Here is an 11,923-nt window from a genome sequence, read left to right on the forward strand (position 1 = left end):
AGGCGGTGGATCGAACCCCGGCGCGGCGTCGCCCGGCGTCGTGTGTGGCCGATGCCCTGGGGCACCGGCCATGTCGCAGGATCAGACCGGCGCGCGGCCGTCGGTGGCGTAGCGGTCGATGGCCGAGGGCAACTCACGCGAGAGGCGGGACAGAAGCGCGCCGCGGCTCAGGCCGGTCTGCTGGGTGAGGTGGTCCAGGGTGTCCGAGCCGATGGCCTTCTCCAGGTCCGCCTCGGGGATGTCGCGGTTGGCTCCCTGGTTGACCCAGGAGTTGGCCGTCTCACCGTGCCCGCCCTTGGTGAAGTGGTCGACGAGCTCGCTCAGGCCGCTGGCGATCAGGCCGCCGACACCGGCGGTGCCGAGACCGCCGAGCAGGCCGCCGAGGCTGCCGATGCCGCCCGTGGAACCTGTGCTCGATGCGGAGCTCGGGACCGGCGGGACGGTGCCGTGGTTCGTGCCGAGGGCCGGGTTCGAGGGGGCGTCATGCCCCTTCAGGAGTTCGGCGAGCTTGTCGCGGTTCTGGTAGCCGGCCACGGCCAGCAGGCCGAGCAGCGCGGTCATCGAGGGGTAGCCCTTGCTCATCGTGTTTCCTTTCCAATGTTGAACGTGGTGCCGGATGGGGTCATCCGGGGTCTCGCGGTCAGCCCGCCGCGTCGGACGCGGTGGCTCCCGTCGATGTCATGCGCCCGGCAAGCTCGGGCTCGTCGCCCGATGGTTGCCCGGCGACGATGGTTCGCTTGACCGTGGAGCGGGCCGCGTCGATGGCGATGGCCGCCGCCGACATGGTCCTGGCCTCGGTCGGCCGCTCCAGCGCATGCTTGGCGATATCGCCGGCAAGATCGTCGATCTCGCGGGCGAGCGCTTCGAGGCGCCGGGCATCCGCACCGTCCTGCGCCTCGCGACGGATCTCCAGCAGCCGGTCGGTGGCCTCCTCGATGCGTTCGCGCCGGATGCGGGACAGGCGCTGTCCCACCCACGCCACCGCCGAGCCGATACCGCCGCCGAGGAACGCGACGAGGTAGATCCAGGTTTCGTAGCGCTCGACGAAGCCCTGCTGCTCACGTTCGAAGTAGTCGACGGCACCGGGATGGATCGGGAGCCGCGCGCTGGTGGCGGCCGCGGTGCTGTCGTAGCTCGGCGCCTGCAGGTAGTCCGCGGCCGGGGCCACGTTCGCCATGCCGCTGCGCAACTCGAACAGGTGCTGGGTCACGTCGGCCGCCACCGGGCGGGACAGGTTCGCCCGCGCCATCAGCCGGTAGGAGGCGCCGACGGTGGCCACGTCCTCGGCCGGCACCTTAGGGCTGCCGCCGAAGGTCTCGGCCGGCATGCTCACGGCCTGGAGGCGTGGCAGCCGGGCGACGATGGCGTCGGCGTTCGCGACCGTCACGAAGGCCACCTTTCGCGTCTTGCTCGCACCCTGCACGATGCCGATGATGCGTTGGGCCGCCGGGGCGGTCGGCGAGATCACCGAGATGACGGCGTCGATGCGCTTCTTCGCGAACGCGACCGCCAGGTCGGCCTCCGGCATCTCGACCAGGGCGACGTGACGGGGTGGCAGCGGCCCCTCGGGATCCGTGTCGAGGAGCGTCAGGCCGTAATGCTCGACCATCGCCTTGATCAGGGCCTGGTCGGCGTCGCGGTGGGCGAGGATGGCCAGGCGCTTGCGGTCGAGATCCGGAAAGCTGGTCAGGCCGGAGGCCTCGGGGGACGCGATGATCATCGCCTGGTCGCGCAGGATCGCGAGCGTCAGACCGTTGTCGGGCAGGTCGACGTCCGGACGCACGACCGCGAGGTCGGCCCGGCCGTCCTGCAGCGCCGCCGCGCTGTCGCGCACGTCGTCGAACGGCAGGATCTTGAGGCGGATCTCCTTGTGCCGCCTCGCCAACGCGTCGGCATAGGCCTGGATGACGGCCGGCTCGGTCCCGTCGCTCGGCGCCACGGCGATGGTCAGCACCGTGGCGCGGGACACCCAGTAGGCCGCCGCCGCCCCGAGCCCAAGCAGCACCGCGAGGGCGAGGAACACGAACTCGCGGCGCAGGACGAGGCCCGGAACGGTCACAGGGTCTGGGCCTCGGCTCGGCAGGGCGATCCGGCTACGGGCAAGGGTGGCGGTCGCCGTCGTTGCCGAGATACGTCCCGCTCGACGCGTCGTAGGACCGGAAACGGCGAGCGCATGCGGCGACGGCCTCGGGGCCCGGACCACCCTGCACCACGACCGGGGCGGCCTGCGCCTGCGAGTTGGCGATGGCGCCGCCGATGATGGCACCCGCCGCCAGGCCGGCCACGCCGGCGCCCACCGCAGCGCCGACGCCGGGCCCGCGGCGATAGCCGTAGCCACGACGGTAGCCGTAGCCCCGGCCATAACCGCGTCCGCCACGCCATCCATGCCGATGACCGAAGCGGCGGTACTGGACGTAATCGGTCGGCAGGTCACCGCGCACGAGCGCCTCGATGGGCGCCGCGGAGGCCGGGGCGGCATGGGCCGGCAGGCCGACAAGGGTGGCTGCGACGGTGGCGGCGAGGGCGAGGGTCAGCTTCATTGTGGATCCGTTTCCTGAATCGGTTTCGAGGGAAGCAGGAAGGTCAGTAGCCCCGGCGGTTCGGGGGAGTGCCGGAGCGACCCTTGAGCCGGCGGCTGACGTAGGCGATGACCTTCGGAAGCAGGAAGGCGGTGAGGAGCTTGCGGATCATGAGGTCGTCGCCAGGATTGCGGGTTCAGTGCGTGCGACGGGACAGCCAGCCCACCGTGAAGGCGACGGCGGCGAGGCCGAGCAGCGTTGAGGGGCGGTGGTGGTCGGCGTAGCGCACGGCCTGACGGCCATAGGTCGTGCCGCGCTTAGCCGCGTGACGGGCGAGGTCGCGGCCGTCCGAGATGAGGTTCCCCGCGCGGTCGCGTGCCTCGTCGACGAGGTGACGTCCGTCCTCGATCAGGTTGCCGGCACGATCCCGGACCTCGTGGGCGATGTCGCGTCCATCGTCGAAGAGATCCTCGGCCCGGTCGCGAGCGCGGCCGTAGGCGTATTGAGCGCCACCTGCGACCTGGTTCACGGCGCCGCGCACCTGACGGGCCGGATCACCGGTGATGCCGCCGACAGCGGTCTGCGCGCGGCCCTTGAGGTGGCGGGACGCGCCGCGGAACTGGTCACCGTTCATGGGATACTCCTGGGTTCGAAGGATGGGGCGACGGGACCCGGTCGGGTCACCCGCCGCCCGTATGGGATCAGTGCTTGCCGGTGACCTTATCGACCACGGAGGCGACGCCGTCCTTGGCCTCGCCGACGGTGCGCTGAGCCTCGCCCTTGAGTTCCTGGGCCTTGCCTTCGACGACGAGCTTGTCGTTGCCCGTGACCTTGCCGGCGGCCTGCTTGACGTTGCCGGCCGCCTCGTTGGCGAGGCCCTTCAGCTTGTCGGTGGTGCTGCTCATGGGATGAGTCCTTCGGTTCCAGGGGCGGGTTTTCAGGGAGGCGGGTTTTCCGGGAGAAAGGACCGGCCGGTCGCGAGGAACCGGCCGGGGATCGCCTCAGACGCGGCGGGCGTCGTAACCGGCGACCAGGGTGGCGGGCTTCGGGGCGCCGAGGCGACCGCCGAAGAAGCCGGCGAGCGCGCCGAGGATCAGCGCGAGCGCGCCGTAGAACGCACCCTGGGTGGCGGCGGACTTGGCGACGACGGCCGCCTGCTCGGCCTTCACCTTGGCGGTGGCGACGGTCTCGTCGTACTGCTTCTTGTAGTCCTGGATCTGCGTCTTGGCCTGATCGACCGGGATGCCCTGGGCCTTGGCGAGGGCGTCGGCGGCGCGGTTCTCGGCCTGCGCCTTCTGGGCCGGGTCACCCGTGAACAGGGCGCGGATGGCGGCGACGGCGGCGTCCTTGGCGGCCTGCGGGTCCTGGCCGGCGGCCTGGTTGCGGACCGACTGCTCGATGCCGTCGAAGGGGTTCGAGATCTTGGACAGCGAGGGAGCCGCGGCCTGGGCCGCCGTCTGCACGGTGCCGCCGACAAGCGAGCCGGCGCCGCCGAGCGTGCTGGTCACGCCGGAGAAGGCGCCGCCGATCAGGCCACCGGCCGCCGAGGTCAGCAGGTACAGCACCACGAGGGTGGTCACCGCCCAGGACACGAGGCCATGCAGGCCAGCCCCGCCGGTGATGGGCTTGCCCGAGAGGCGCCCGGCGATGAACCCGCCGGCGAGCGCGGCGACGATGCCCGAGCCCACGAACCAGATGCCGGCGCTGAGAGAGAGCGTCGAGGCGGCCGGGTTGTCTGCAGCGACGGGGCCGACGCTGGACAGGCCGACGCCGACGCCGACCATGTTGAGGATGACCTGGGTCACCAGCGCGGTGACGGCGCCGGCGAAGATGGCGCCCCACGACACCTGGTTCAGCAGGACGGTGCGGGTGTCGGCCGAGGCCGCGGCGGTCGGGGTCGCGAGAATGGGGGAAGTGGACACGTAGAGATACTCCGGGTGGTCGGTCGTTCGAGCGGATGGTCGGTGGGGTGGAACATCAGGGCCCGACCGCGCAGTCCCGGCGCGGTCGGACCAAGATCGTGGACCTGCGGGTCAGTCGCGGCCGTGGATGAGCAGGCCGAGGCCGTAGCCGAGGAGGCCGGCCACGAGCAGCGCGGCGATGGGGTGCTCGGCGATCTGGCTGGTGGCCTCGCGGCCGCCCTCGCGCAGGGCGCGGCCACCATTCTCGTAGGCGTCCTCGGCCCGGTCGTAGGCATCGCGGCCGGCGCTGCGCACGTGGCGCTCGCCGCGCTCGTAGGTGTCGCTGGCGGCGCCCTGGGCGCGGCGCGCACGGTCCTCGACGTCGTCGGACCCGATCAGGTTGCCGACGGTGTCGCGAACCTTGCCGCCGATGTCGCGGGCGGTGTCGGCGACATGCTCGGCGGCGTCGCGCACGGTGTCCTTGGCCTGGCCGTAGAGGTTCTCGGCGGCACCCTGCGCCTCGCGGGCGCGGCCCTCGACCGAGTCCCGCTTCGAGCCGGTGAGGTCGCCCACCGCGCCCTGCACTTTGCCGCCGAGTTCCTTGGCGGCGCCGGTGAAGCGATCCGTATCAACCATGATGTCGTTCCTGTGTTCGTCGGTGATGGTGTTCGTGGCTGCGCCGCCTGACCGAATCTACGGCTTGGAGGTGGTCTTCGGTTTCACGTCGGACTTCGGTCGTTCTTGCTGAGACTTGCCCTCGGCCTCGACTTTGGGGTCGCCGACCAACTTCCCGAGGGCTTCCTTGATCGAGCCTTTGATCTTGTCGGATTTGTCGGTCGTCTTCTGCGTGCTCACGGGGTGCTCCAAAGCCTGGGCAAATGACTCACCCCATCAAGTGGCCCGTCGTTCCCGGCGAGCAATGATGCAGACATACCAGTTGAAGGATTTTATTTGCTTGGCTGGCTCAATGGAAATCCGTTGTCCCGGCCCCAGACGATGGCCTCGGAGCGCTTGTGGACGTCGAGCTTCCGGTAGAGCGACGCCGAATGGTTGCGCACCGTGTTCCTCGATAGGTTGAGCCGCGTGGCGATGGCGTCGTCCCCCAGCCCCTGGCAGATCAGGTCGAGGATCTGGCGCTCGCGGACCGAGACGTTGGGGACGATGCCGTCCTTGTGGTCGGCACCCGGCCTGCGCAGGTTGGCGAGCTTGTCGATGAGCCCGCGGCTGAACCAGGAGGTGTCGGCCATCACCGCCTCGACGGCCTCGAACAGTTCGCGCTCCGTGCGCTTCCGCTCGGTGATGTCCTGCAGCACCATCAGGGCGAAGGTCTCGGAGCCGATCTCCACCCGCTCCGCCGAGACCAGGCAATCGAGGTTGGTGCCGTCCTCGTGCTTGAGGCAGACCTCCAGCCCGAGCACGTAACCGGTGCGTGCCACCGCCGACTCGAACTTGATCCGGGCTGCCTCGTGAACCCAGAGTCCGAGATCCGCCGGCGAACGCCCGGACGCCTTGTCGGCGCCGTAGCCGAACACCCGGGTGAAGGCCTCGTTGACGCCGGTCACGGCAAAGCCGTCGGCGCGTGCCAGGAGGGTCGGCACCGGGGTCATGTTGAACGCCTTAGCGAAGCGCTCCTCGCTCTGGCGTAGCGCGGTCTCCGCCTTCCGGCGCAGGTCCAGGTCGGCGAAGCTGAACAGCATGCAGGGCTCGTCGCCCAGGTCGATGGGCTGGCCGGCGACGATGACGTAGCGGCTGCCCCCGTCAGGCAGGTTGAGGCAGGCTTCCATCTGCGGGATGGTGCCGCCGCTGTTGAGGCGCGAGATCGCCAAGTCCCGACTGCGGGCGCCGGCCAGCACGTCGACCTCGTAGACGCTGCGGCCGATGACGGCGTCGCGGGTGTAACCGGTCATCTCCAGGAAGCCGAGGTTGACCTTGACGTGGCGCAGGTCCGAGAGCCGGCAGATCACCGCCGGGGCCGGGTTCGCGTTGAAGGTGGCCTCGAAGCGCTCCTCGGCCTCGAACTGGTCGGACACGTCCTTGAGGATGAGGGCGAGACAGCTCGGATTGCCCTCGCGGTCGGTGGCGACCAGGCTGCGCAGGGAGTGGACGAAGTCGACGTCCGGCCGGTCGGTTCGCTTCACGTCGACGATGACGTCGTGGAAGCGCTCGCCCGAGACGACGCGCTCCATCGGGTAATGGTTCGGGGTGTGGTTGTTGCGGTAGCGCAGGGCGAAACGCGCGCGGTAGGCCTCGACGGTCTCGCCGAGCTCGCCGACGGTCTCCGCGCCGTGCATCGCGAGCGCGGCGTCGTTGGCGTAGGCGATGGTCTGGTCGGGCTCGACCCGGATCACGCCCTCGCTGAGGCCGGCGATGATCTGCCGAAGCTCATGCCTGTCGACGCCTACCGTCACCTTCGACCACCCTCCCACTGCTTGGATCAAGCCGAGCCGTAACAGGGGATGGCGGGGGACGGTTCCGCGGCAAGTCAGCAATCTTCTGGTATATCTGGATCATTGACGTGAACGTGACCGATCAGCCACAAACTGAGACGCAAAGTCCACCGTAGAGGGGGCGGACACACCCGGTCATTATCCGGGAGAAGGACAAATTCCTCCGTATGTACTTAAGCATCATCTCTGAAAGACCTTCGCGCAGCGAGGGATTGCCCCGTCATGTCTCGGACCTGATCGGACGGCGGCTGGACGTGCTCATTCCAAGAACGGACGCGGTCGATCCGAATACGGAGCCGCGTGCCCCTTGCCCGTGCCCCTTGCCGCGCAGGTCCATGCCGCCCTGGACAGCTCTCTGCGGGACCGCGCGCCAGCCGAGCGGCCGGCGTTCTGGAAGGCCGTCGCGCTCGGCTACGGCGGGAATTGCGAGAGCCCGGCCGGATGCCCCACGCAGCTCCCCTCCCTGACGTCGCCATAGCCGGCGATCGACTATGCACGGGTCCGGACTGACGCGACGCATACTGTATTTTACCAAGTCAGGGCCTGCCAAAATGATGCATCCGCATCATTGAGCCAGCTTGGGACAGTCATATCTCACAGTCATCGCAGAACGCATCCAGGCGAACGGCGAGTGAATCCCGAAGTTCTGCCGGGCCCCAAGAGTCCCCCCGATCAGGTCCGGCATGGCCGCAGGGCCGGGCGTCGTGCCGCTCCGGGCGCACGTTCGGCCCGTAGGCCATCCATCACCCGCAACCCTGGAGGATCCCACGATGGCCAATCCCGGCATGCCCGATCCCATCCCCGGTGGTGACATCCCGTCGGAGCCGCCGCCGCGTCCGTTCCCGGGCGAACGCCCACTCGGGCCGGACGAGCCATCCGCGCCCTACGAGGACGCGCCTGTCGACGAGCCGGTGGAGCCAGGCACCGGCCCCGATCATCGGCCAGGGGCGCCCACGGACCCGGGGATACGCGCCTGAGCATGGTCGTGCAGGCCTACGAGACGCAGGCCATCCAGGAAGCCATCGAATCCGGAACGGGCGCCTCGTCGGCTCCATCAGGAGCGGACTGGCTAGCATCGCCGTCGAGGGGCGACTCAGGTCATCCGGCGGTTCGGGACGCTGGGACCTTGCCGGTCCGATCTCCTGCAGCGGCCGTTGGACGGCGAGCAGGTCAGGGTAATGTGGCAACACTGACCCTGACCTATGAGTCAGGGTCAGTGAAGTGTCGTATAATCGGGCGGAAAGAGCGTCAGGCCGGATGAGTACGTCGCGATTTCCGGCGAAGAATCTCAGCTCGGACGCACTCGGCCCTCGTTCTTTTGACAGGATTCCAAGTCGCGGACCGAACGATTGTAGACCTCATTGAAACGTTGCGCCGGCTGGCTCGGATCACCCTTCGCGCGAATGTCCCGGGCGACATCCCGGCCGTGCCCGATCAGGCTCGCGACCGTCTCCGTATAGCCGGTGCAGGATGAGTTCGCCTTCGGGCTCATGCCATCGAAGGTCGTACCAAGCTGGCGATTGGCGTTGGAAACGTCGCCGAGGGCGGCCAGGAAGGGGGCGACATCCGCTTTGGGACCGAGTGCCTCGAACTGCCGGACCGCGCGGCGCAGCGTGAGGCTGGTGGAGAGGAGGCGCCGTGCCGGCGCATCGTCCGGCATGACCTCCACGCGTCGCTCGTCCCGGGCGATCTCGCGCTCGAACAGGGCCGTGCCGAACGCGTCCATCGCCCTGGCGGCCACTTCGACCCGGGGAACCAGGATCGCGTGCTGCTCGCGGGCGAACTTGAAGCCATCCTCCTTGAACTCCCGCGTGACCTGATAGCGCGTGAGCTCCTTCAGGGTGGGATTGACCTCGCGCAGGGCTGCCAACAGCCGGGCGGCCTGCGCATCGACCTCGGGCACGACGCCCGGCAACGCGACGGCCTTCTCCAACTCCACGATGACCCCGTCGAAATCTGTGATGCCGAAATGGTACCAGGCATTGGCGCCGAGCTTCGTGCCGAGCTTGAGCACCCGTTCGTTGTCGCGCCGGTAATCGGCCAGTTGCTGCGTCAGCGGATGGGACCGGACGAGGTGGTTCTGTGCCTCCGTGTAAGCATTGGCCTTCGCCAGAGCCTGAGCCTCGGGCGTTTGCGCCGGCGCCGGGCGGACGGTCGCCCGCGCCGAGCCGGGCGGCGGTGGCGGGCTCTGCAACAGGGCCTGGGAGGCCGCGGGTGCAGCGGGAAAATCGCACTTGAACGCGTCAAACAGGCTCTTGCGCACGGCCTCATGGGCCTGGGCGCACTGATAGGCCACGGTCGCGCGCGCCGCTTCGTTGCGCGCGACGGTGTCCCGGAAGCTCTCGCGCATCGTGCCGATGCCCTGGCGGATGCCGGGGCGAGCGGCCTCCGGCACGCCGGGGCTGGCGGCGCACTGGGCATAGGCGGCGAGGAAGGCGTCGCAGCTCTCCACGCCCACAGGTGTCACCGGCGTGACTGCGCGAGCAGGCGTGGTCGCGCACCCGACCAGGATGGCCACCACGGGGAGGACATCACGAAACGATCCGCACCCGAGTGCCCGTTCTCCCAGTATCCATGCCGGTCCTCGCATTCCCGTCCCTTTCGTTGAAGCGCCAAGTTTCGTTGAAGCGCCAAGCGGGACCCTCGCAAGGTCCCGCCGCTTGCCGGCCGCTGAATCCGGTTGGCCCGCGCCGTTGGAACCATCCCCATGCCATGCGTGTGTCGACCGCCTCGCGCCACCACGACGGCACAGGGCTACTGTCACGCTGCCGAGGTCCAGCCGATCGCCGCCGTCAGCGGATCGCTGAAGCCATGCTCCGGGATCAACGCGCGCACCTCGGTCCGGACGAAGCCGGCGTCCTGCAGAAAGCGTTCGACCAGTCGCGCGCGCGCCGCCCCATCCAGGGCGTTCCAGATCGCCACGGCCTTGGTGGGGAAGCATCGGTTCGAGAAGCTGATGACCACCGGTGCTCCCGGGCGCAACACGCGCACGACGTCGGACAGCACAGCGATGGGCCTCTGCAGATACTGGATTGAGACGCAGATCAACACCGTGTCGACGCTCGCCCCGTCCAGGGGAAGGTGGGGCTCGGCGTTCAGATCCTGAACGAAGTGCTGGGTCAGGCGGGGGTTCGCCGCGAGTTCCGCGGCGTTCAAGCCATGGCCGATGACCCGCGCGAAGGTCATGTCCTCCGGCAGGTGGCTGACCCAACTCGACATCAGATCCAGAATCGTTCCTCCGACCGGAACGACGTCCCGGTAAAGGTTCGTGACCGCCGCGATGGCCGCGTCATCGATATGCGTGACGAAGCGCGGTTGCCGGTAGAACAGCGGATCAGGGCTCGGATCGCCTTTGGCGAAGGCCTCGGGCGGGAAACCTGGAAACCGTTTCATGGGAGTCTCGCGCTGCCTGCCGCCCAGACGCCGGCCGAAGGCGGATCGTAGGGCGCGATCCCGCCAGCGGACATCAGGGTGGGGTGCAACGGCGCTGCCGGGCGATCGATCCTTCCCACGGGGTGCGATTCTTCCATGGGTGGAACCGGTGTCAGGGGTTGCCGCACCACAGGCGGGCAGCGCACCTGATCTCAGGGGTCTCGCTGCAGAGATGCCGGTCTGAAGAACAGGCCCGCTTGCAGGCTGTCGCCGATCCGGTTCGCACGCTCGGTCAGGAGCACCGCCACCTCGGCAGGAAACCTCTGCCGGGCCGTCTCCTCGAACAGGGCCAGCCATCGGGCAAAGTGGGCGGGGGTCAACGCACCGAGCCCCTGATGTTTGTCGAACGGATTGCCCTTGTAGCGGCCGGCTCTCAACAGCACCGAGGACCAGAAATCCTGGATCACCGCGAGGTGGCGCGGCCAATCCTCATCCGGGATGGCACGGGCAAAAACCGGCCCGATCAGGGGATCGCGCTGCACCTTAGCATAGAAGGCGGTCAGGAAGGTTTGGAGGCTCGCTTCCGTGAGGGTGTCGGTGAGCATCTGGAACCAACCCAAGGTGACACGAGGCGGGACTGCCAAGCCTGTATCCGGAAATGAGTGTCGGAAGCCGGAAGACGCTGGCGCGGGTGATGCGATGCCTGGGATTACCCCGGTTTGGTGGACCCTGAGAACGCTTTCGCGTGAGGTGTTTGTCCAAATGTGGAAGAGCGGCCCGCCATACCCAAGCGCGTTCCGCCGACAGATGGTCGAGTTGGCCCGCGCCGGCGGTGATCCCAACGCTCTGGCTCGCGGGTTCGAGCCCTCCGCGCAGGCCCTTCGCAACGGGGTGGCCGCGGCGGATTGCACGATGGCACGACGCCGGGCTCCTGTTCGATTCGTCGTACCGAGCGAGATCCATTTCTGGCCGCTACGTCCCCCTGGCACCAACTCGCGCAGCTCCATTGGAACCCATCCACGGATTGCAGAACCGCCGTTTGAGCGACGAGCGAAGCGGGTTTCCAGGACTATTTGACGAATACCGCCTATAGCAGCAACGAGGAGCACAGCTGACAACCAAATCTCTGATCGGCAAGCTTTCTTGCGTTTGCAATTACTTAGCGAGGCACTGGCGGAAGGGGTGTCCGTCACACCCAGGTCCTCTCAGTTCCCTGTGAGTCCAAATTCTTCTGTCATAACAGAAACTTAAAGCATTTTGAGCCTATCGAGGCATGTGAGCGTCCGTTAAGATCCATGTCAATCGTTGGGTTTATGTTGGGGTAGGAAAGGGCAATGGCACGAGCTGTAAAGAAGCTGAGCGCACGAACCGTTGTGACCCTCAGAGCGACTGGGCGGCACTCCGACGGTGATGGTCTCTACCTAATCGTTGATGCAAGTGGCGCCAAGCGCTGGCTCTTCTTATTTCGGTGGCAGGGCAAGCTGAAGGAAATGGGACTTGGTGGTCTAACAGCGGTCTCCCTTTCCGATGCACGTGAGAAAGCTGCAGCAGCACGTCATACCAACGGGCGCTGATCATAACCGATGAGCCCATTCGCGCAGTCCGATGGACATGATCTTCCAGGGTTGATCGGTGAGCCTGTTCCAGGCGTTGCAGCCGCGGTCGACGATGTCCTCGTAGGATG

At 67.9% G+C, this 11,923-nt stretch carries 14 protein-coding genes; 2 read left to right on the top strand and 12 right to left on the bottom strand.

Annotated elements, in window-relative coordinates; all coding sequences use genetic code 11:
- Nucleotides 1-81: 81 nt before the first annotated feature.
- The 9 genes from FPV16_RS18370 to FPV16_RS18410 all read right to left on the bottom strand — a co-directional run bounded on the left by FPV16_RS18370 (nucleotide 82) and on the right by FPV16_RS18410 (nucleotide 6,828).
- Nucleotides 82-582 (bottom strand): YidB family protein, encoded by a 501-nt coding sequence (locus FPV16_RS18370; RefSeq protein ID WP_227439820.1) that lies wholly within the window; start codon nucleotides 580-582, stop codon nucleotides 82-84.
- 58 nt (nucleotides 583-640) lie between these two features.
- A complete protein-coding gene (locus FPV16_RS18375; RefSeq protein WP_227439821.1) occupies nucleotides 641-2,059 on the bottom strand; it encodes a TAXI family TRAP transporter solute-binding subunit in 1,419 nt (472 codons plus the stop codon).
- A 34-nt stretch (nucleotides 2,060-2,093) separates the two neighbouring features.
- Nucleotides 2,094-2,540, bottom strand: a complete 447-nt coding sequence (locus FPV16_RS18380; protein ID WP_227439822.1) for a BA14K family protein — start codon at nucleotides 2,538-2,540, stop codon at nucleotides 2,094-2,096.
- 175 nt (nucleotides 2,541-2,715) lie between these two features.
- Nucleotides 2,716-3,153 carry a CsbD family protein gene (locus tag FPV16_RS18385; protein ID WP_227439823.1) on the bottom strand — a complete coding sequence of 146 codons (438 nt, stop codon included), beginning with the start codon at nucleotides 3,151-3,153 and terminating at the stop codon, nucleotides 2,716-2,718.
- 67 nt (nucleotides 3,154-3,220) lie between these two features.
- Nucleotides 3,221-3,424, bottom strand: coding sequence for a CsbD family protein (locus tag FPV16_RS18390; protein ID WP_056171488.1), 204 nt, complete (start codon nucleotides 3,422-3,424; stop codon nucleotides 3,221-3,223).
- Nucleotides 3,425-3,520: 96 nt separating this feature from the next.
- The gene (locus FPV16_RS18395) at nucleotides 3,521-4,441 is read right to left on the bottom strand and encodes a PhnA-like protein (RefSeq protein ID WP_227439824.1); all 921 of its coding nucleotides are present in this window, start codon (nucleotides 4,439-4,441) and stop codon (nucleotides 3,521-3,523) included.
- A gap of 111 nt (nucleotides 4,442-4,552) precedes the next feature.
- Nucleotides 4,553-5,056, bottom strand: coding sequence for a CsbD family protein (locus FPV16_RS18400; RefSeq protein ID WP_227439825.1), 504 nt, complete (start codon nucleotides 5,054-5,056; stop codon nucleotides 4,553-4,555).
- Nucleotides 5,057-5,113: 57 nt separating this feature from the next.
- Nucleotides 5,114-5,275 (bottom strand): CsbD family protein, encoded by a 162-nt coding sequence (locus tag FPV16_RS18405; protein ID WP_227439826.1) that lies wholly within the window; start codon nucleotides 5,273-5,275, stop codon nucleotides 5,114-5,116.
- Between the two features lie 92 nt (nucleotides 5,276-5,367).
- Entirely contained in the window at nucleotides 5,368-6,828 is a 1,461-nt protein-coding gene (locus FPV16_RS18410) for a helix-turn-helix transcriptional regulator (RefSeq protein WP_227439827.1), read from the bottom strand.
- A 346-nt stretch (nucleotides 6,829-7,174) separates the two neighbouring features.
- Between FPV16_RS18410 and FPV16_RS18415 the strand changes: the two genes are divergently transcribed.
- A complete protein-coding gene (locus tag FPV16_RS18415; RefSeq protein WP_227439828.1) occupies nucleotides 7,175-7,345 on the top strand; it encodes a hypothetical protein in 171 nt (56 codons plus the stop codon).
- Between the two features lie 810 nt (nucleotides 7,346-8,155).
- Here FPV16_RS18415 and FPV16_RS18420 read toward each other — a convergent pair.
- The 3 genes from FPV16_RS18420 to FPV16_RS18430 all read right to left on the bottom strand — a co-directional run bounded on the left by FPV16_RS18420 (nucleotide 8,156) and on the right by FPV16_RS18430 (nucleotide 10,844).
- Nucleotides 8,156-9,334: a DUF3829 domain-containing protein gene (locus FPV16_RS18420; RefSeq protein ID WP_227439829.1), complete on the bottom strand. Its 1,179-nt coding sequence runs from the start codon at nucleotides 9,332-9,334 to the stop codon at nucleotides 8,156-8,158.
- 293 nt (nucleotides 9,335-9,627) lie between these two features.
- Nucleotides 9,628-10,260 carry a methyltransferase domain-containing protein gene (locus FPV16_RS18425; RefSeq protein WP_227439830.1) on the bottom strand — a complete coding sequence of 211 codons (633 nt, stop codon included), beginning with the start codon at nucleotides 10,258-10,260 and terminating at the stop codon, nucleotides 9,628-9,630.
- 191 nt (nucleotides 10,261-10,451) lie between these two features.
- A complete protein-coding gene (locus tag FPV16_RS18430; protein ID WP_227439834.1) occupies nucleotides 10,452-10,844 on the bottom strand; it encodes a group III truncated hemoglobin in 393 nt (130 codons plus the stop codon).
- A gap of 729 nt (nucleotides 10,845-11,573) precedes the next feature.
- On the opposite strand from FPV16_RS18430, the gene FPV16_RS18435 reads away from it, so the two are divergent.
- Nucleotides 11,574-11,813, top strand: coding sequence for an Arm DNA-binding domain-containing protein (locus FPV16_RS18435; protein WP_227439831.1), 240 nt, complete (start codon nucleotides 11,574-11,576; stop codon nucleotides 11,811-11,813).
- Nucleotides 11,814-11,923: the final 110 nt, after the last annotated feature.

It is taken from the genome of Methylobacterium sp. W2 (assembly GCF_020662345.1).
Lineage (GTDB): Bacteria > Pseudomonadota > Alphaproteobacteria > Rhizobiales > Beijerinckiaceae > Methylobacterium.

Coding starts and splice junctions, on each gene's coding strand:
- FPV16_RS18400 (WP_227439825.1), bottom strand. CDS start 5,056: ATGGTTGATACGGATCGCTTCACCGGCGCCGCCAAGGAACTCGGCGGC.
- FPV16_RS18390 (WP_056171488.1), bottom strand. CDS start 3,424: ATGAGCAGCACCACCGACAAGCTGAAGGGCCTCGCCAACGAGGCGGCC.
- FPV16_RS18435 (WP_227439831.1), top strand. CDS start 11,574: ATGGCACGAGCTGTAAAGAAGCTGAGCGCACGAACCGTTGTGACCCTC.
- FPV16_RS18380 (WP_227439822.1), bottom strand. CDS start 2,540: ATGAAGCTGACCCTCGCCCTCGCCGCCACCGTCGCAGCCACCCTTGTC.
- FPV16_RS18430 (WP_227439834.1), bottom strand. CDS start 10,844: ATGCTCACCGACACCCTCACGGAAGCGAGCCTCCAAACCTTCCTGACC.
- FPV16_RS18370 (WP_227439820.1), bottom strand. CDS start 582: ATGAGCAAGGGCTACCCCTCGATGACCGCGCTGCTCGGCCTGCTGGCC.
- FPV16_RS18385 (WP_227439823.1), bottom strand. CDS start 3,153: ATGAACGGTGACCAGTTCCGCGGCGCGTCCCGCCACCTCAAGGGCCGC.
- FPV16_RS18425 (WP_227439830.1), bottom strand. CDS start 10,260: ATGAAACGGTTTCCAGGTTTCCCGCCCGAGGCCTTCGCCAAAGGCGAT.